The following is a 19,190-nucleotide window of genomic DNA, read 5'->3' as shown; positions in this document are numbered from 1 at the left end:
CGCTATCGCATCACGCGACCAACAAGCCCAGCTTGCCAACCATCGCAAGCGAGCGTTCGACGCTCTCTCGGGTTGACAGCAACAGCGGCTCGGCGGGATTTCCGTCCTTGTCTTTTTGTTCGATCCGGATGGTCGACCCGAATGCTTCGGTCATTTCGGCCGTGATCTGGTCGATGGTACGAGCGCCATCGAGCAGTTGCAGGAAATGCCGCGTCCGGTCATCCTCCAACTGTACCGTTTGGTGGAGCAGGTTGGTGACCAGCGGACCTGTCTGCGACTGCTTGCGGGCCAGCAAGCTCGCCTGCGGGTGGTCGGTAACTTCCTTCAAGAGGAAGGGCGGCGAGACCAGGAAGGAGACCTCGCCGCTGCAGGCCAGGATGTACATCGCATCCGTCAGTGCCCGTTCGTCATCATCGGCTCGGCGGCCGTCTAGCAGCGCGCGCGCACCATCCAGCAGTTCACTGAATGACAGCGCCCGCGGCCAAGCCCGGCCGAGGCACAAATGCGCGGCCTTCAGAATCGGATTGGTCACCGTAATCCTGCTGCCGTCGTGGTTCTCGAACTCCATCGGGGATTCGTCGGTCAGGCAGGCCTCGGGATCGAGCGGGCTGATTGTGCTGAGTAGGTGGTATCGCCTGACGAAATCCACATCGATCTGCCGGTTGAGGGAGACGTCGTCGTGGCAGAACAGGGTACGACGGAAGCCGTTGCCGTCGACAAAGTCCTGATACTGGTCGCGCGCCATGAACTCGCTCTCCGGGAAGCGCTGCAGCGTGGCGCGGACCTCCTCGGAATGGCCGGCGAGATAGCGGCGCGCGAAATGGGCATCGCCGAGATACTGCAGGCCGTGGCCGGCGGCATCCTCGGCGACCTCGTGCAGCAGGAAGGCGGTTGCGCCGTCGTCGAGGTCGTCGTGAAACAACAATTCGTCCGGAGCCTTGAGGACACGATTGTACTGGTCCCGCATGATCGCGCCGTGCACCGTGTTGGCCTTGGAGCCCTCGCTCAGGAACTTCAGGATCGCGCGGGCCTGTCCGACCTTCTCCTTCATGCCGGTGAGGCGGCGGGTGTGATACCGCATCATGTCGCGGACCATGTCGCGAAGATGCGAGAACGGGTGCGCATTGTAGCTGACATAGCAGATCCCGCGCGGCGCCAGATTCTGCTTGAAGATCGCCATCATTTTCTCGCGCACCTGCGGCGGTACCCAGGAGTAAACGCCGTGCGCAATGATGTAGTCGAACTTCCCGAAGCTTGTGTCGACATTCATGATGTCGCAGTGCAGAAGCTTGATGTTGCTCAGACCCAAGGTCGCGATATTCTGCTGGCCGCGCTCGATCGTCACGCCGCTCAGGTCGACGCCGACGAATTCACTGTCCGGATATTGAAAGGCCATCGGCAACAGGTTGCCGCCAACGCCGCAGCCGAGCTCCAGCACCCGACAATGCTCGACCGGAGCAGGCTGCATGCCGTAAACGGTGGCGATCGTTGCGAGATGATTGGGGTGGGTGAGCCCGTAGACGTGGCCGGGGTAGTAGACCTCGTCATACGGTGTGGGGCCGGTAGCGGGATGGCGATGCTCCGACTGAATGTTCATCGTGCTCAGCTCCACGAATATGCGAACTTGTCGTCGGCGATCGAGACGCGTGTCTGCCTGATCTCTTCCTTGGCAAGCGATTTGCTGAGGAATTCGCGCGACAGCTCCGGCAGCAGGGTATTGGTGATGATGTTGTCGATCATGCGTCCGCCGGAATCCGGATCGTTGCAGCGTGACACGATGTGCTCCACGACTGCATCGTCGTAGCTGAAGGCCGCGTTGTGATTGTCGCGCAGTCGCCGTCCGATGCGATCGAGCTGCAGCCGGGCGATGCCGGCGAGCATCTCGTCCGAGAGCGGGAAGTAGGGGATCGAGACGATGCGCCCGAGCAGCGCGGCAGGAAATACCTTGAGCAATTCCGGCCTCAGCATCTTGGCGAGTTCTTCCGGCTCATTGCGATACTTCGGATCGCGCGAAAGCCCCATGATCAGATCGGTGCCGACGTTGGTGGTCAGAATGATCAAGGTGTTCTTGAAGTCGATCCGTCGCCCGTTGCCGTCCTCCATGACCCCTTTATCGAACACCTGGAAGAAGATCTCGTGGACGTCGGGATGGGCCTTCTCCACTTCGTCGAGCAGGATGACACTGTAGGGCTTGCGCCGGACAGCCTCCGTGAGGCGACCGCCTTCGCCATACCCGACATAGCCGGGAGGCGCTCCCTTGAGGGTCGAGACGGTATGCGCCTCCTGGAACTCCGACATGTTGATCGTAATCATGTTCTGCTCGCCGCCGTACAGGGTTTCGGCGAGCGCCAGGGCGGTTTCGGTTTTACCAACCCCGGACGGTCCGGCCAGCATGAACACGCCGATCGGTTTCGACGGGTTGTCCAGCTTGGCACGGCTGGTCTCAACTCGCTTGGCGATCATCGTCAAGCCATGGGACTGGCCGACGACGCGGCGGTTGAGGATCTCCGGCAGCTTCAGCACGGTTTCGATCTCGTCCCGCATCATCCGGCCGACCGGGATGCCGGTCCAGTCGGACACCACGGACGCCACCGACTGCTGGTCCACATGGGCGTAGACCATCCGTTTTTCCGGATTGATGCCCTCCAGCGTCTCGAACTTGCCGCGCAGCTCCGCGCGCTTGGCGGCCGGATCCTGATCTTCCTTGGGTTCGGACAGGATGTCACGAATGCTGCGGATGTCCTTGACCAGCTCCTGCTCCTTGGCCCAGTCGGCCTCGAGATTCGTCAACTTGTCCTTCAGTGTTGCGATATCGCTGTCGATCGCGGCAACGCGCTCGCTGTCCTCGATGCCGAGGTCGCTGTCGTTGACCAGCGCCGATTTCTCGGCTTCGCGAGCGGTGATCGCGACGCGCGTATCCTCGATCAAGGCCGGTGTCGCGCTCTGGCTGATCGCCACGCGGGCCGAAGCGGTGTCGAGCAGGCTGACGGCCTTGTCCGGTAGCTGTCTAGAGGGAATGTAGCGATGCGAGAGGTTGACGGCTGCAACGATTGCAGCATCGGAGATGCGAACACCGTGGTGCTTTTCCATCGGGCCGAGAAGGCCCCGTAGCATCACGCAGCAGGTCTCGACGTCAGGCTCGTCGATCTGGATCGGCTGGAAGCGCCGTGTGAGCGCGGGATCCTTCTCGATGTACTGACGATACTCCGCCCACGTGGTGGCGGCGATCGTGCGCAGCGTGCCACGGGCGAGGGGAGGCTTCAGGAGGTTGGCCGCATCGCCGGTGCCGGCTGCGCCGCCGGCGCCGATCAGCGTGTGGGCTTCATCGATGAACAGGATGATGGGGGTCGGTGAACTCTGCACCTCATCGATCACCGAGCGCAGCCGCTGCTCGAATTCGCCCTTCATCGAGGCGCCGGCCTGCATCAGGCCGATGTCGAGCGCGCAGAGCCTGACACCGCGTAGCGGTGGCGGCACGTCGCCGGCGGCAATTCGCTGGGCGAATCCCTCCACCACGGCCGTCTTGCCGACGCCGGCCTCGCCAGTGAGGATCGGATTGTTTTGCCGCCGCCGCATCAGAACGTCGATCAGCTGGCGGATCTCTTCGTCACGACCCAGGATCGGGTCCATCTCGCCCGACTTGGCCTTGGCTGTGAGATCCTGCGAGAACCGGTCGAGCGGCGTCGTCCCCTTGGGACTCGCCTGATCCGCGCCCTCCGCGCCGGCGCCGACCAGCCCCGAGCCGTCCATCGGACGCATGGACTCCTCGTCGGAGCCGGCCCAGACGGCGCGGCGCTCCGCGGCCAATGCGTCGACGTTCACCTTTGCAAATTCCTGGGAGAGGTTGTTCAGGGTGCGACGGATGTCATTCGACTTGAGCCCGGCCACCAGCAGATGGCCGGTGCGGATCTGGGTTTCGCCGAAGAAGAGCGTGGCGTAGTGCCAGCCGCGATCGAGAAGATCGATGACCGGATTGGCGACGCCCGGCATATCGGTTTCGTTCTTGCGGAAGCCGTTGATGACGCCAGCAAGGTCCGACAGCAACCGTGACCGGTCGAGCTTGTAATGGTCGACCGAGAGGCTGAGGTCGGTGCGGTCCTGCTGCAGGATATGAAAGAGCCAGTGCGCAAGCTCGACGTTGCGGTTGCCGGCGCTCTTGGCGTGGCGGAGAGCCTGTATGAAGGCGTCATAGCCAGCCCGGTTCAATTTGCCGGTTACCGCTTCAAGGCTGATGTCGGTCACGGCGGCCCCTCCTGCTCAATTGCTCCGCGGATGCCTCGCACCTGGCGGAATTGCCTCGAATCCCATGATGTTAGGACGACAGGGGCGGCCGATAGGTTCAAATCGCCGCGGCATCCGCTGCGCTGCTCCGACGGGCTCTCAAGCGCTCGCCAAGCTGAAAGCGGGCATCGCGGCGATATTCTTCCGTGGACGTCCAGTTCGGCGAGACCCAGGTGGTCCATCCAAGTCGTCCGCTCTGGCCGAGTCTGACCGGGGCGACCTCTCCCGCTGGAATGGCGAGTTCAACCTCCCACTCCAGTTCGTCGCCGATATAAAAGAAGACGGCGTCCGCCAGCGGCTCCGACAAGTTGCGGCTTTCGGTCGGCAAGAACTGCTCGTATTGAGCAAAATTCTTGACGAAGACCCGAACCCTGATCTTGTCCTCGACGCTGAACACCCGTGAGCCGAGAAGAGCGTCTCGACCGAGGCTGGCATGTGCCTGCCCGATCCGGCTGCAGTGATCTGGGTCGAATGCGAGCCAGGTGCCGACAAACTCGTCGATCTCGACTTCGACATCGAACAGCCCCTGCAGGAACCGCGTCAGTCGTGACGCGCACTTCGCCCTGGGGGCGAGAAGCCCGGCGAAGCCGAGCTTCGCCATGTCCGGTACGGTGTCCCGATTGGCGAAGACGTCGGAGCCGAGGCCCGCGAAGGAGCCGACATAAGCGATGAAGCGATCCTCTGCCGGCCGATCGTGCTGCGCGATCGGCCGCGCATCGGCCCAGGCGCGAAAGAACAGCTGCAGGAAGCGCCCGTTAAACAGGTCGAGAAATCGCGGGAAAGCGTCATCCCGCATCAGCCACCAGCTGAGACTTTCATCGGTGGTGGCAAGCGGCAGCGCGCCCTGCGGCCCGAGCAGACCCAGAAACTTGACGAGTATCCTGAGCCGGCCGTCCTGGTCGTCGACCGCAGCAAGATTGGAGGCGGGGAACTCCAGATAAGGGACTTGACCGAGGTCGACATACTCCTCGCGGCGCGCGGCGCTGTCACCGATCCGCGGTCGATCCCGGTTGGCTCGCTCCAGCTGGCGCAGCGTATTGAAGAAATCGAACCGCCAGGGTTCGGACTTCATCTGGTCGATCAGCGTCACAACGGTCTCCGCGTGCCCATGCGCGGTTGCCACCGCATGATCTCGCCGCGCTCCGGTGTGGAGATGACTGTCTGGGTAAACGTGTTGAAACCCGAATAGTCGGCGAAGAATCGCTCCAGTACGGCTCCGAGCAAGAACACGCCGCTCCCCTCGAAAGCCTTCTCGTCGAGTGTGACGGTGATCTCCAGCCCGCGCGCTGCGCCGCTGCCCGTGCGCTCTCGCACCCGCCGCACCACCGGCCGGCTTTCGATCGTGCGCACGCCGCGGATCTTACGTTCCGTGGCGTCGTCGTACTGGTCGGCGAACAAAGACAGCATTTCGCGCAGCGCTCCGGCGTTCTTGCCGCCACCACGCTCGACAAGGCCAAGGTAGTTCAGACTCAGCATGTTGATCAGCCGCCAACTGACAACTCCGCTATTGGCGATCTCGCTGCGGCTGCGCAACTGAGCCACCACCGGCTCCCGTGGACGTGTGGGACCGGCGACGCACACCAGATCGAGGGACGTATCATCCAGCAGGCGGAAGTCGGCGCCGCCGTGGCCAACCGGCAGGTGCTCCGTGAGGTGCCGATTGGAGCACAGCGCCCGGACGCTGAGTTCGGCAACGGGGTTTTCTCCGCTCAGCTCACCGGGCTCGAGCAGTGACAGGAACATGTCGGTCCCGGTGTAGTCGGACGATGAGCCATACGTCTTCTCCTCCACCGTGCGGCGTCGAGGCAGGCGGCGGACGGTGAAATAGAGATTCTCGACCGATCCGCTGGTCGGGTCGACGACAGCCGAATACAGCGGGCGCACCAGCCGCTTGTCCTTCTCCGCCGGAAGATGCGCGTAGACTTCGATCACTTGGTGCGGTTCGTATTCGAGATAGCGACTACGATCGGGCACCACGTGGTATTCGTGGGTATTCGATTTGACGGGGATGCGATCGCTCGTCTTCTCGAACAGATTGATCGCCGGCGCAGTATAGAGCTTGAAGGTGTCGGGACGCACCGCGGCGGCAAGCCGCGAATTGTGTTCATCGAAAGCGAAGACGATGTCGATCGACTTGCTGCGCAGGCGCGGCATCACGCTGCGAAGCCCGGTCAGGTTGACCCCAAGGAACTTGCGTGGAAATACGAAATACTCCCGCAGCAGCTCCGAGCCTCGGAAGATCCGATTATCGTTGGGAAACAGCGACTCGTTCTCATCGAAGCCGATCTGTTGAACGCAGTCGAGCGGCGCACGCGTCACCACGGGATCGCCGAAGTCGTCGAGATGGCGGAAGTAGACACCCCTGCAATTCGAGATCAATTGCTCGTAAAGCGCGATGGAATCCGACTCCGCGCCGGAGAGGTAGATCGGGAGTTCGCTCACGCGGCAGCCTGCAAACCAGGTTTCCGGTTTGGTCCTGGCCTCGGTGTCGGGCGGTTCCTCATCGAGCCGGGCCGCGGTACGGTGGGTCAACGACAGTCTCAGTCCCGCTATGACATCGCCGCCGACCGGTATCCCGAGTGCCTGCAGTGCGCCGGCTGTCGAAAAGTATTCGGCGCCGCTGAGGTCGAACGGCCAGAGCACGATATCGCGGCAAAGTCGAAATCGGCAGGCGAGGCTTCGTTCTCTCTCGCGGTACGTGGCGTCGAAATACGCGCCGCGCGCGATCTTCTTGCCGTCGCGCAGCGCCGGGTCGGCATAGGGTGGCCGCGCCGCGACCAGCATGGCCGACGGAGTCGGGGCAAGATAGTTCGGAACCAGCTGTTCGAGCAGGTTTGCCGTGAATTCCGGAAATTCGTGCTTGAGCTTCAGCTGGACGCGGGCGGCGAGAAACGCGGCGCCCTCCAGCAGGCCGGTGATCATCGGATCCGAGCGATCCCGGATCAGGCCGCCGAGGCGTTCCGCGATCCCGGGGAATTCTTCGGCGAAGTCTCCCGCCTGCTCGTACAGCAGTGACAGTTCACGATTGTAGAAGTCCAGAAATTCGCGGTTCATGCTAAAGTCGGTTGATCTGGATATCGCCGCTGTCGAGTTCGACGTCGGCGACGAATTCCACGGGAACGTTGAGCGGTTCGGCTTTCATGTCGGCGTGAACGATGAAGCGCAGCTTGAGCTGCTCAGGGCCGACCGAGCCGTCGCGGCGGACGCGGATTGTTTTGCGATCGAGCCTCGGCTCAAAAGTCGTCAGGGTCTCGCGCAGCGCGTCGCTGAGTTCATCGTCCGTGACCTCGTCGATCGAACGATTGGCAATATCGGGAAAGCCATAGTTCAGGATCGACATTCGCACGCAATCCCGGCCGGTCATGTCCAGCGTTGATTCCAGAGCGATCGTATTGAGGAGCGTTTCGAGGTCATGGGAGACCTCGCGCCGCAGCAATGTTTCCGAGATCGGATGGCGTCCGGTGCTGCGCCGGCCTGCGATGATCCGTTCACCGGACTGGTCGCGCAGATTGAGCTCCTTGCGCGCATCACGTGCCTCGTGAGCCGCGCGAAAGGCCAGCATGAGCGGTGGAGAAAGCCGATCCTTTTTTGGCGTAAGCGTCATTCCGGTCCCCATGTCGGCCGGCGCATATGGCGGCAATTGGCGTCCGGCGTGACCTGCCGTGATCAAGCGTCCAGCCCGAAAACCGGGCTAAGCTAGAAGGGTGGGATCGCGTCGCATGGCACCGGTTCCCGCTATCGGTAACCGGCGCCAGACGAGGACCCGCAGATCAAGCCCATTCCTTGTTGGCAGGAACGTCCCAGCCGAAGGTCGGCGACGCGCCGGCGGCGCCCTTCTCCGTCTGGGACTTGTAAGTCATCTTGACCTTCGCGAAGTTCAGACTCACGTTCTCGGTGAGACGCTCTTCGCCGTGCGACCCGCCGGTCGACACGCTGGTGACCAGAACGTGCTTCATCTCGATCTTGAGATATTCCAGTGGGTTCTCGCCGGCCTTGCGAACGGTGAGGATCGCGGTGTCAATGTGCTTGCCGTTCGCGCAGACCTTGAACAGTTCCGGCGTGGCCTTGTCAACGAAGTGCGTGAAGTGGAGATCCTGGACGCTGACCTTGCCGGCGCCGCCGCCGGATCCGCTGTGGAATGTACCGGTCTGGCTTTCGCCGAAAGACCAGCTCAAGACATCAATTTCGTCAGGATGTTTGTCGTCCTTCGATTCGCCCTTGATCGGATCGAGTTTCAAGAAAATATCGACAGCCATAGCATAGTCCTCTCAAAAATCTTGATATTGACGGTCGCGATGACGTGACGTCAGGAGCTCGGGCCCGGCAGGCGCGAGACGAGGCTGAGGCCGACGTCCATCGCTTCAAGTTGAAAGTGTGGACGGAGAAAGAAGCGTGCGTTGTAGTATCCCGGGTTCTCCTCGTTTGCTATGACCTCAACCTTCGCAGCGGCCAGCGGCTTGCGCGCTTTCTGAGCTTCTGACGACAGGGCTGGATTGGCATCAACGTATTCGTTGATCCAGGTCTGCAGCCAGACCGTCAGCTCATCCTTCTCCTTCATGGATCCGATCTTGTCGCGAACCATGCACTTCAGATAGTGCGCAAAGCGAGACACTGCGAACATGTAGGGCAGACGTGACGATAGGTTGTCGGACGCGGTTGCATCCACGCCTTTCTCGCCGAAATACTTCTTCGGCTTGTAGAGCGACTGCGCACCGATGAAGGCCGCCTTGTCGGTGTTCTTGCGATGGATCAGCGGGATAAGGCCCGCCTTTGCAAGTTCGTGCTCGCGACGATCGCTAATGGCGATCTCGGTCGGGCATTTCAGGTCGACGCCGCCATCGTCGGTCGGGAACGTGTGCGTCGGCAGGTTGATGACCTCGCCGCCGGACTGCACACCGCGGATGCGCGTACACCAGCCGAACTCCTTGAAGGCGCGGTTGATATTGACTGCCATCGCGTAGGCCGCGTTGATCCAGCCGTATTTGTCGCCGGTATGCCCGTCGGTTTCTTCCTCGAAGGCGAACTCCTCCACAGGCTCAGACTTGGCGCCGTAGGGGAGGCGACCCAGTACCCGCGGCATGCAGAGGCCGAGATAGCGCGAGTCATCCTGGTCGCGCAGACCCTTCCATGCCGCATATTCCGGCGTGTCGAACACCTTGCCGATGTCGCGGGGATTGGACAGTTCGGTCCACGAATCCATTCCCATCAGCGTGGGTTCGGCTCCGGCGAAGAAGGGGGCGTGTGCCGCGCCGGCAATCTTGCTGAGATCGCGCATCAACTGCACGTCGGTGGGCAAATGGCTGAAGTAGTAGTCTCCGATTAGGCAGCCGAACGGCTCACCACCCAATTGGCCGAACTCGTACTCGTAGACCTGCTTGAAGAGCGGGCTCTGATCCCAGCGGGCGTCCGGGTAAAGCCGGAGATTGCGATAGAGCTCACTCTTGGAGACGTTCATCACGCGAATTTTGAGATTGGCGTCCGTCTCGGAATTGAAGACGAGGTAATGCAGACCGCGCCAGGCGCTTTCGATCGCCTGGAACTCCGGTGCGTGGAGGATCTCATTCATCTGCGCGGTGAGCTTCTGGTCGATCCGCGCGATCATCTCCTCGATGGTGTCGAGGACGTCGGATTTGATGACGCTGGTGTCCTTCAACGCTTCCTGGACGAGCGTTGATACCGCGTTCTCGACTTCGGTCGCCGCGCGTTCAGTGCGAGGCTTGAAGCTTTGCTTCAGCAGGGTCGCGAACTCGTCAGCCTCGACGGTCCCGAGCTGAGTAACGGTTGCTTTCTGACCAGCTTCTTTTGCCATGGTCCCCAGTCCTTCCCTTATTTCTCAACGTCGGGTTCGGTCGGCTGGCTGGCTGCGCGCTCCTGCAGCGCAGCCATCAGTTGCGGATCGCTGAGAAGCTTCTTCAACTGATCCTCGGCGGCCACCTTGCCGTCCATGTAGCGCAGCAGGTTGGCGAGCTGTTCGCGGGCCTCCAGCAGCTTGGCCGTGGCTGGAACTTGCCGGGCGACCGCCACCGGTGAGAAGTCGGCCATCTTGTTGAAGCGCAGGGCGACGGAAATCTTCTCGTCGGGCGCATCGCCCAGACGATTGGCCACGCGTGTCGTCACGCCGGGCTGAATTGCCGCCATGCGGTTGTCGAAATTGTCCATGTCGAACTCGAGGAATTTGCGCTCCTCGACCTTGGACTTCTCGACGCCGGCGTTGTTGCCGGAAAGGTCGGAGAGGACGCCCATGACAAACGGCAGCTCGATCAGCCGCTCGGCGTCGTAGGGATCTTCGTATGTGATGTGCACGCGCGGTGCGCGGTTTCGCCGAATGAATTTTTGACCGCTGTCCGTAGCCATGGCTGCCCTCTCTACAAAATCGCTTTGGAAACCGACTTGCGCGACGCAGGCTGATAAGGCGGCTCAACTCGCGGTCGACAAGCTTCCTTATGTCCTGTTAGTGCCGTCGAGCGAAAAGCGGGTTCAATGCGATTTGTCGATTGTCTTGAGCGTCCCCTCGGGCAGGACGTCATTCAAGAGGCTGAGGAAGTCTCGCTGCGCGAGATCGCGCGCGCGATCGACCAAGAAAGGGATCGGGCTGGACGGCTCTGCGGCTCGGAAGAATGCCGCCACCTTCGCCAGCAGGCCCAGAGCTTGAGTTCTGTTTTCTACACAAAAAACAACATCTTGAGATGTGTTCTCGACCGTGGATGAGGGTGTTATGGCGAGTTCCGCCATCCGTTCGATCGGCAGGTCGAAAACCTTGTCGCGCCCGATGTTGATCGCGGCGCTCTCCACGTGTGCGGGCACCAGCATCCGCATCACCTCGATGAATGACTTGCCGACCATCTCCTGCGCCTGGCGCACCAGCAACAGCGCCGGGTTGGACGGTTCCATTCGGGAAAAATAGTCCGCCGCGGCCGCAAGTGCTGCGGTGGCCTGCGCTGACGAAGCCAGCGCGCCGGTCGTTTCCAGCGGCGCTTGCGCGTCAACCGGTGCGGCATCGTCCGATAGCGGGGCCACTGCGGCCGGATCACGCTCCGTGACAAGCCCCGCAAGCCACGCGGCCATACCGTTTACGACTCCGGAGACTCGATCGAGGCTGATGGGTTGACCCGTGTTCAACTTTTCGTGCCAGATCGCCTTGATGCCTGAAATTTCGGCCGCGACCGCCGAGCACCGGGCACTCACGGCCTTGAGGGTGTCGAGATCCGTATCGCCGATGATGCGCTCGATGGTCGCTAGATCGGGGCTGCCCGCGTCGGCATCGCCGGACGCAATTTCGCCTTTGGCGACCTGATAGGCCCGGTAATTGAGGCTGCCATGCCTGCGGTTTTCGATCAGCGGAAGGAATTGGAGGGGGTTGATCACGGTTGGAAACACATCGATCGCTTCGATCGTGACGGCCCGAAGCGCATAGTCGTCGTCTTGGGCCCTCGGATGCACCGCTTCCCACTGATCCCTCAGCAGCGTGGTGGTCGCCTTCAGGCAATTCAGAAAGCCGTCGAGATCCCGGTTGAGGATGGAGAACTTGGCCAGCAGCATGTTCAGGCGCAGATCGCGCGTGCGCGCCAGAAGGGGCCGTACGGCCTCGAACTGGCCCGCGATATCGACGGCCTTTGGATCAAATCGTCCGCGCTCTCCATTGGCGTTGACGACCTCGAAATACGACATCGGCAGCAGGGATTCCGCACCTGCGAAAAAATTGAGGTACTGGATGTCGCCGGCGGCGTCGAGATCCGGCCCGCAGGGATCATCGGCCGTTATGGCCTGGGTGAGGGATGCGACGTCGAGCATGCGAGGATCGTCCGTCTCCTGAGCCATCCGCCCCTGTGCCGAAGCCGTGTCGTCCAGCGGATCGGGCAGGGGAAGATCACGATCTGATTGCCTTGGTAGGTCAGATCCATGATGGCCCTGGTTCATTCCCCAACGATCATGACAGTTTCGCGTGAACCGGCAAGCTCTTGGAGGCGACTATACTTGAGGGGCGAGGTGGTTCTTTGGACGGCTGCCGCGGCGCGTCAGAAGGCCCACCCACCCTCGGGGCGGACTTGCCGGCCCTGTCAGCGGCAGAAGGGATTTCCGTGGTTCGTGCATGACGCCTGATCTGCACTTTTGCCGATCACGCGGACGAAGAGGGAGTTAACGCCCACATGGGCCAGCTTACCCAGGATACCCGCCTCTGCGAGCTCAAGACGCCTCTCGGCAAAGACGTTCTGGTTTTCGTCGGATACGAGGCTTCGGAAGGACTTAGCGAACTCTTCGAATATCGCATCGAGTGTCTCAGCGAGGATGCCGATCTCGACTTCGACCGCGCGATCGGCAAGCAATGTACGCTGACCATCAAGCTGCACGAAAAGGAACGCGAGTTCAGCGGCATTCTCACGGAAGCCCAGTGGCTGGGGGTGAAGAACGACTACTTCAGCTATCGGATCGTGCTGAGGCCTTGGCTATGGCTGTTGTCGCGAACCACCGATTGCCGGATCTGGCAGGACAAGAAGGCGCCCGATATCATCAAAGAGGTCTTCAACGATCGCGGCTTCACCGACTATGAATCCAAGCTGACCGAAGAGGGCTCCTGTCCGAAGCTCGAATATTGCGTTCAGTATCGGGAGACCGATCTGAATTTCGTTTGCCGGCTGATGGAACAGCACGGCATCTACTACTATTTCAAGCACGAGGGCGGCAAGCACACGCTGGTGTTGGCGGACTCCAAATCGTCGCACAGCCCGATCAACGGTCTTGCCACGATACCCTACATTCCGCTGACGGGAGCCGACCGGCGCGGCGAGCAACACATCTACGAATGGGTCTCGGAGCGCCGGTTTCGGACCGGCAAGGTCGAGCTCAACGACTACAACTACCAGAAGCCCAACGCGCAGATGATCAGCGACGCCAAGGGTAACGAGCACTACACGCGGTCGGAGATGGAGTTTTACGACTATCCAGGCAAGTTCAAGGAAAAATCCGACGGCGAGCGTTACGCGAAGATCCAGCTCCAGTCCGAACAGGCTATGGACCGGCGGCGGCGCGGCAACGGCGACGCGGTCAACCTGTTCCCCGGCGGACTGACCAAGCTCGAAAAGCACCACAAGGACTCGCAGAATGTCGAATATCTCGTGGTGCGAGCCACCCATTCGTTCTCGATCGAATCCTATCGCACTGGCGGCCCGAGCGACGCCGGCCAACACGTCTATTTCGGCAGCTACGAGTTTCTGCCAAGTGATCGGCCGTTCCGCGCGCCGATGCTAACGCCGAAGCCGAGGATCAACGGCGTCCAGACCGCCAAGGTGGTGACCAAGGACGACAATTCCAGCGAGGAGATCGACGTCGAAAATCTCGGCGAAATCTATGTCCGGTTCTTCTGGGACCGGAAGAAAAAGCGGTCATGCCGGTTGCGCGTCGCCCAGGTCTGGTCCGGCAAGAAATGGGGCGGTCAGATCATTCCGCGCGTCGGACAGGAGGTGGTCGTCGAATTCCTGGAAGGAGATCCGGACCGGCCGCTGGTGATCGGCACGGTGTATAACGACGAATACAAGCTGCCCTACGATCTGCCGTCCAAGAAGACGATCGCGGGATTGAAATCGGACTCCACCAAGGGGGGCGGCGGCTACAACGAGTGGAACTTCGAGGACAAGAAGGGCTCCGAGAAGATCACTGTGCACGCCGAGAAGGACCACGACGTGACGGTCCGCGACACCGAGACGCGGACGATCGGCGAAGCGGCGCTCGGTGGTGACACCCGCAAGACCACCCTCGTCAACGGCAACGACAAGCTCGACATCGAGCTGGGCGGCCAGCATATCACCATGACGATGGATCAGTCCGTCACCGCGGGCCTGACCATCACGCTCATGGCGAACGTCAACATCACCCTGCAGGTTGGTCCCAGCCAGATCATCCTGACCCCTGCGGGTATCGTCATCAACGCGCCGACCATCGCGATGACGGCGCAGGGCGCCATGGCACTCGCAGCCGGGGGACCGCTGGGCGCCCACGGCCTGCCAACTCTTGTCGGCTGACCGCTATGAGCCAGGCTCGGTTCGGTACGGTGCAGGATCTATTTCAGGCCTATCCGATGGCGCGCCACGACGTCGGCAAGGCCGAAGTCGACAAGCCCTCGCTGGACTTCCTCCAGGACGCCGCCGACGCGCGCAATTGGCACGGGGCCGTCTCTTTCTGCGCCTATCTGCTGCCCAGGCGCGTGGCGGTTGCCTGGGGATGCCGTTCGTTGCGACGGATGTTCGACCAGTTCGACGCCAACGACAGTAGGGCGCTGAATTTCGTGGAGACCTGGGTCCGGCAGCCGGACGAGCAATCCCGGAACAAGGCGCTGGCGGTCGGCAATGCCAACGATCCCGAGCAGCCGGCGACATGGTTGGCGCTGGCGGCCGGATGGTCCGGCGGAAGCGTGGTTCCGGCAGAATTTGCGCCGGTCGAGGCCAAGCCCGATCAAGCCGCGCGCGCGGTGCGGGCGGCCCTGCTGATCGCCCTTTGCCGGCTCCCCCGCGAGTCCCGGGACCGGATAATGACGGCATGCCTGGAGGATGGTATTCAATTAGCACGCGGCGAACCGCGCCCTCCGCGCTGATGAGACGATGAGATGGTGCTTCGCTTCAATATCGAGAACGAACCGAACCTTCCGGACGGCGGCCCTGTATCATTTTCGGTCACCGGCAGGCGTTCGGTCGATATTGGCCGGGACCGTCACCTCGACTGGACGTTGCCCGATCCGGCGCGGATGATTTCCGGAAAGCATTGCGAGGTGCATTTTCGCGACGGCGGCTATTGGCTGCATGACGTCTCGACCAATGGCACTTTTCTCAATGGCGCCGACCAGCGCATCCGGGGGCCACACCGGTTGCGCGACGGCGATCGGCTTACCATTGGCCACTACATCATCGGAGTTTCACTGGAGGACGAGGAGGGCGGGCGCGTCCCGGACCGCGAGGCGCAACCGCGCGCTTCCCACGTCCAGCAGCATGCCGGGTACCAGGAGCTTTGGGCGGCCGACCGCGACGTGCCGCCGCCGATCGATCCGCAGCAGCTGAAGAACCCACGCGAGGCGGCGCGGCCGATCAATCCGGAGTTTCTGGATTGGGCCGCGAGCGTCCCGGCGCCGGGAGTGGATCCGTTTCGACGTCCATCGCCGACGCCTCCGCACCAGCCCGATGCGCAGGACGAATTGAGCTGGGCCGCCGGCCCGGTCGCGACGCCGAGAGCACTGGTGGAACCACCACCCGCCATGCCGACCCCGCGCCGGAAATCGGTGTGGACCGATGATGAAACAGCGCCCGTCCAGCCGCCGCCATCGCCGGCGTGGTCACGGCCACCCGTTGAGCAGTCACGCCCGGCACCAGTGGCAGACGAGGGGCCCGTCGCGGCCAAGCCGGTCGGCGGCACCGAGTTCGCACGGCTGGTGGCACGTGCTGCGGGGTTGCCGGACAATTTCTTTGCCAACAAGACCGACGCGGAGCTCGCCGAACAGCTCGGCACGATCTTGCGCATGACCGTAGACAATCTGATGGCGCTGCTGCAGGCGCGAACTCAGGCCAAGCAGCTGACCCGCAGCACCAGCCAGACGACTGTCCAGGCCGTGGAGAACAACCCGCTGAAATTCTCGCCGACCTCGGAAGAGGCCATGCGCATATTGTTCGGGCCGCAGACGCGCAGCTATCTCGACGCGCAACGAGCCTTCGCGCAGGGCTTTGGCGACCTCAAATCGCATCAGTTGAAGACGTACATGGCGATGCAGCACGCCGTCCACGAGCTGATCGCCGGCATCGATCCGACGCTCATGGCGCGCGAGCTCGAGCTTCAGCGCGGCGCCAACTCTTGGTTCGGCTCGAACAAGGGCAAACTCTGGGACGAATTCCTGACGCGCTGGAAAGCGCATCTCGGCCGCGACAATAGCGCGCCGATCGATACCTTCATGTTGCATTTTTCGGACTATTACGACCGCGCCGACAAGGGCGGATCAAAGTGACTATCGGCGACCACGCGGTCGCCGAACATTGGTAAGTGGATGCAGGAATGTCTTGGTACAGCAAGGTTTTCTGGTCAGAAGGACTGTTTCTGCGGCCGCACCATCTGCAGCAGAACGATCGCTATATCGAACATTTGCTGGAAAAGCGCGTTCGCTACACAACGCCATACCCCTGGGGATTCGCCCAGCTCGAGATCGACAAGGACCTCACCGAACAGAGCAAGTTCGCAGTGCGCAACGCGTCCGGCGTCATGCCGGACGGAACGCCGTTCGACATCCCCGCAGACAGCCCGATTCCGGAAGCGATCGAGGTGCCGGATTCCGCCGCCGGCCAGATCGTCTGGCTGATGATGCCGATCGCAGCGCCAAACACCCGCGAGGTTGATGAGGATCGCACCGACAGCGCCAGTCGCTATGTTCGCACGTCCGAGACCTTCATCGATTCGACCTCAGCGCTGCGCATCGAGGAAGAGATCGACATCGCTTATCCGCGGCTGTCGTTCGAACTGCGCAAGACCAGCAAGCCGGGATACATGGGACTCGGCATCGCGCGCATTCTGGAAGTGCGCGACAAGAACGTCCTGTTCGACGACAAGTTCGTGCCGCCGATGCTGGTCTGCGCCGCACATCCCATCATCGACGGCTGGCTCAATCGCATCATCGGCTGGGTCGAGACCAAGCTCGACGAGCTGGCACGTTACGCGGTCGATCCGTCGTCCGGGGGCGGGTTGCAGAGCGTCGACTATCTGGTGCTGCAGGTGCTGAACCGGACCATTCCCGTACTGACCCATTTCCAGCGTTCGGGCAGCGTTCACCCGGAACGGCTGTACGAGGAGCTGCTGAGGTTTGCCGGTGAGCTTGCGACGTTTGCCACACCAGAACGACGTGCTCGCAACTATCCGGCGTACGATCACGACGATCTCGAGAATATCTTCACACCCCTGGTGAACGACATCCAGGACTTCCTGAGCGCGCGGCTGGGCCGGCGGGCGATCCGCCTGGAGATCATCGAGCGCGCCCAGAATGCGTTCGTGTCGCCGATCCGCGACCGGGCGCTGTTCCGGAATGCGACCCTGGTGCTGGAGGTCGCCGCACGGCGGCCGCTCGTCGAGATCCAGAACGACTTCCCGCATTTGTTCAAGGTCGGCCCGAACACCAAGATGAACGAAATCGTGCACGCCAACTTGCCAGGGTTGACGCTGGTGCACCTGCCGACCCCGCCGCCGCACATCCGGGCCATCACCGATCACGTCTACTTCTATCTCGATCGCAAGTCGCCGCTATGGCCGGAGTTCAGCACGGCGGCCTCGATCGGGATGCATTTCTCCGGCGACTGGCCGGAGCTCGAGCTGTACCTTTGGGCTATCCTGGAAGACAGGCCATGAGCGACAGGGACAAGCCGGTCAATCCTTTCGGTCGGGGCGAGCGGACGATCATTCGTCCCAATCCCGGCGGGAGGTTGCCGCCGGCGCCCGCCGCTCAGCCTCCGGCGGGCGAGGGACCCGCAGCACGTCCAAGCTATTCGCCGTCACCTGTGCCGTCTCCCGGCGCGCCCGCGCCTTCCTCGCCGTCATCCTCTTCTCCCATTCCGCAGCACCCGAGCTACGCCGCTGCGCCGACCAGCCAGCCGTCCGAGGAATGGATATCGACACCCGCGCAGGCACCGGTGCAGCAGGGGATGCTGCCGCCCGGACCGCCGTTGCGCGTCGACGATCTGGTGGCGCCAAACGCCAATCCGGTGATGCGTGCGGCCGGCCCTTTGCTGCAACTGCTTGGCCGGTTGCGCGTGGCGCTCATGCGTGCGTCATTCGCGAGTCTGATGGAGCAGGTCGCCGACGCGATCAAATTCTTCGAGAAGGATATCCGTTCGGCGGGGATCTCCGAGCATCAGGCCAACACGGCGAAATACATCCTATGCGCCACCGCCGACGATATCGTGCAGCACATCCCGACCGATGAGCGCCACGTCTGGACGCAATATTCCATGCTGAGCCGATTCTTCGGCGAGCGGGTGGGTGGTGTCCGTTTCTTCGAGATCCTCGACCATTTGAAGGTTGATCCGCTGATCAACTATCCAGTGCTCGAACTGCAGCATGCCTGTCTCGCGCTCGGCTTCCAGGGCATCCACCGTACGTCGGCAGGCGGGCTTGCGAACCTGCAGGTGATCCAGCGCAACCTCTACGAATTGTTGCGCCGGGTCCGTCCCAAGACGGTGAGCGACCTGTCGCCCAACTGGAGGGGGCAGGCGCTGGCCGGTCGCCGGCAGCGTCTCCGCGTTCCGGTCTGGCTGGTGGCAGCCGTGGCCGCCGCGCTATTGACGGGGTCCTATTTCGTCCTGCGAACGCTGCTGGCCGGCCGGGCGGAGAACGCTGCCGAAGTCGCTCTGGCGCTGCATCCCAGCGATCCGATCGAACTCAAGCGCAAGGTCATTGCACCTCCGCCTCCACCACCTCCGCCGCCACCGCCGGACCGTATCACCCAGCTGCAGCGCATCCGCAACGCGCTCGCCAAGGAAAACACCGCCTGTGCCATGACTGCGGACCAGACCGCGAGCTTTATCGTGATCAGGGTCTGTGACCTCGTGTTGTTCTCGTCAGGCCAGGCCACCGTCCTCGACGGCTTCAAGCCGGTTGCGACCCGCGTCGCAGCAACTCTCGACAAGGAGCCGGGACGAATCCGGGTCGTCGGTCACACCGATAGCTCGCCGATCCGCACAGTGCGTTTCCCTTCGAACTTCGAGCTGTCGGTCGAGCGCGCCAAGGCGGTTGCCGCCGCGCTGAAGCCCGGCCTGACCGATGGTTCGCGCGTCGACGTTGAAGGCAAGGGAGCGGACGCGCCGATCGCACCCAATTCGACGCCTGACGGACGCGCCAAGAACCGGCGTGTCGAGATCTTCATCGAACGCAGCGAATAAGCAGGCTCCACGGCT

Annotated in this window: 14 protein-coding genes; 5 read left to right on the top strand and 9 right to left on the bottom strand. The window is 62.3% G+C overall.

The genetic code is table 11. The annotated features are described in order from the left end of the window. Positions 1 to 10: 10 nt before the first annotated feature. The 9 genes from ACM42_RS13385 to ACM42_RS13345 form a co-directional block, all read right to left on the bottom strand. Positions 11 to 1,597: a class I SAM-dependent methyltransferase gene (locus ACM42_RS13385; protein ID WP_271528360.1), complete on the bottom strand. Its 1,587-nt coding sequence runs from the start codon at positions 1,595 to 1,597 to the stop codon at positions 11 to 13. Between the two features lie 5 nt (positions 1,598 to 1,602). Then, positions 1,603 to 4,242 (bottom strand): type VI secretion system ATPase TssH, encoded by a 2,640-nt coding sequence (gene tssH, locus ACM42_RS13380; RefSeq protein WP_271528359.1) that lies wholly within the window; start codon positions 4,240 to 4,242, stop codon positions 1,603 to 1,605. Between the two features lie 97 nt (positions 4,243 to 4,339). Continuing rightward, entirely contained in the window at positions 4,340 to 5,404 is a 1,065-nt protein-coding gene (gene tssG / locus ACM42_RS13375) for a type VI secretion system baseplate subunit TssG (protein ID WP_271528358.1), read from the bottom strand. Next, a complete protein-coding gene (tssF, locus tag ACM42_RS13370) occupies positions 5,368 to 7,335 on the bottom strand; it encodes a type VI secretion system baseplate subunit TssF (RefSeq protein ID WP_271528357.1) in 1,968 nt (655 codons plus the stop codon). The genes tssG and tssF overlap by 37 nt, the downstream gene beginning before the upstream one ends. Position 7,336: 1 nt before the next feature. Then, the gene (gene tssE, locus ACM42_RS13365) at positions 7,337 to 7,885 is read right to left on the bottom strand and encodes a type VI secretion system baseplate subunit TssE (protein WP_271528473.1); all 549 of its coding nucleotides are present in this window, start codon (positions 7,883 to 7,885) and stop codon (positions 7,337 to 7,339) included. 166 nt (positions 7,886 to 8,051) lie between these two features. Then, a complete protein-coding gene (locus ACM42_RS13360; protein ID WP_028178524.1) occupies positions 8,052 to 8,537 on the bottom strand; it encodes an Hcp family type VI secretion system effector in 486 nt (161 codons plus the stop codon). Between the two features lie 50 nt (positions 8,538 to 8,587). Next, positions 8,588 to 10,090, bottom strand: a complete 1,503-nt coding sequence (tssC, locus tag ACM42_RS13355; protein ID WP_028178525.1) for a type VI secretion system contractile sheath large subunit — start codon at positions 10,088 to 10,090, stop codon at positions 8,588 to 8,590. A 17-nt stretch (positions 10,091 to 10,107) separates the two neighbouring features. Beyond that, positions 10,108 to 10,635: a type VI secretion system contractile sheath small subunit gene (gene tssB / locus ACM42_RS13350; RefSeq protein ID WP_028178526.1), complete on the bottom strand. Its 528-nt coding sequence runs from the start codon at positions 10,633 to 10,635 to the stop codon at positions 10,108 to 10,110. 123 nt (positions 10,636 to 10,758) lie between these two features. Continuing rightward, positions 10,759 to 12,072: a type VI secretion system protein TssA gene (locus ACM42_RS13345; RefSeq protein ID WP_271528355.1), complete on the bottom strand. Its 1,314-nt coding sequence runs from the start codon at positions 12,070 to 12,072 to the stop codon at positions 10,759 to 10,761. Positions 12,073 to 12,428: 356 nt separating this feature from the next. On the opposite strand from ACM42_RS13345, the gene ACM42_RS13340 reads away from it, so the two are divergent. The 5 genes from ACM42_RS13340 to tssL are packed head-to-tail and all read left to right on the top strand — an operon-like array spanning position 12,429 to position 19,175. Continuing rightward, entirely contained in the window at positions 12,429 to 14,297 is a 1,869-nt protein-coding gene (locus ACM42_RS13340; protein ID WP_271528353.1) for a type VI secretion system Vgr family protein, read from the top strand. A gap of 5 nt (positions 14,298 to 14,302) precedes the next feature. Then, positions 14,303 to 14,866: a DUF6931 family protein gene (locus tag ACM42_RS13335; protein ID WP_271528352.1), complete on the top strand. Its 564-nt coding sequence runs from the start codon at positions 14,303 to 14,305 to the stop codon at positions 14,864 to 14,866. Between the two features lie 12 nt (positions 14,867 to 14,878). After that, positions 14,879 to 16,261, top strand: a complete 1,383-nt coding sequence (tagH, locus tag ACM42_RS13330; RefSeq protein ID WP_271528351.1) for a type VI secretion system-associated FHA domain protein TagH — start codon at positions 14,879 to 14,881, stop codon at positions 16,259 to 16,261. A gap of 47 nt (positions 16,262 to 16,308) precedes the next feature. Then, positions 16,309 to 17,646 carry a type VI secretion system baseplate subunit TssK gene (tssK, locus tag ACM42_RS13325; protein WP_271528350.1) on the top strand — a complete coding sequence of 446 codons (1,338 nt, stop codon included), beginning with the start codon at positions 16,309 to 16,311 and terminating at the stop codon, positions 17,644 to 17,646. Beyond that, the gene (gene tssL, locus ACM42_RS13320) at positions 17,643 to 19,175 is read left to right on the top strand and encodes a type VI secretion system protein TssL, long form (protein ID WP_271528349.1); all 1,533 of its coding nucleotides are present in this window, start codon (positions 17,643 to 17,645) and stop codon (positions 19,173 to 19,175) included. The genes tssK and tssL overlap by 4 nt, the downstream gene beginning before the upstream one ends. Positions 19,176 to 19,190: the final 15 nt, after the last annotated feature.

The organism is Bradyrhizobium sp. CCBAU 25338, assembly GCF_028128965.1.
In the GTDB taxonomy this organism is placed as follows: Bacteria; Pseudomonadota; Alphaproteobacteria; order Rhizobiales; family Xanthobacteraceae; genus Bradyrhizobium; species Bradyrhizobium liaoningense.
This window is presented reverse-complemented; position numbering and strand designations above follow the sequence as displayed.

Coding starts and splice junctions, on each gene's coding strand:
- ACM42_RS13385 (WP_271528360.1), bottom strand. CDS start 1,597: ATGAACATTCAGTCGGAGCATCGCCATCCCGCTACCGGCCCCACACCG.
- tssF (WP_271528357.1), bottom strand. CDS start 7,335: ATGAACCGCGAATTTCTGGACTTCTACAATCGTGAACTGTCACTGCTG.
- tssE (WP_271528473.1), bottom strand. CDS start 7,885: ATGACGCTTACGCCAAAAAAGGATCGGCTTTCTCCACCGCTCATGCTG.
- ACM42_RS13360 (WP_028178524.1), bottom strand. CDS start 8,537: ATGGCTGTCGATATTTTCTTGAAACTCGATCCGATCAAGGGCGAATCG.
- tssC (WP_028178525.1), bottom strand. CDS start 10,090: ATGGCAAAAGAAGCTGGTCAGAAAGCAACCGTTACTCAGCTCGGGACC.
- tssB (WP_028178526.1), bottom strand. CDS start 10,635: ATGGCTACGGACAGCGGTCAAAAATTCATTCGGCGAAACCGCGCACCG.
- ACM42_RS13345 (WP_271528355.1), bottom strand. CDS start 12,072: ATGCTCGACGTCGCATCCCTCACCCAGGCCATAACGGCCGATGATCCC.
- ACM42_RS13340 (WP_271528353.1), top strand. CDS start 12,429: ATGGGCCAGCTTACCCAGGATACCCGCCTCTGCGAGCTCAAGACGCCT.
- ACM42_RS13335 (WP_271528352.1), top strand. CDS start 14,303: ATGAGCCAGGCTCGGTTCGGTACGGTGCAGGATCTATTTCAGGCCTAT.
- tagH (WP_271528351.1), top strand. CDS start 14,879: ATGGTGCTTCGCTTCAATATCGAGAACGAACCGAACCTTCCGGACGGC.
- tssK (WP_271528350.1), top strand. CDS start 16,309: ATGTCTTGGTACAGCAAGGTTTTCTGGTCAGAAGGACTGTTTCTGCGG.
- tssL (WP_271528349.1), top strand. CDS start 17,643: ATGAGCGACAGGGACAAGCCGGTCAATCCTTTCGGTCGGGGCGAGCGG.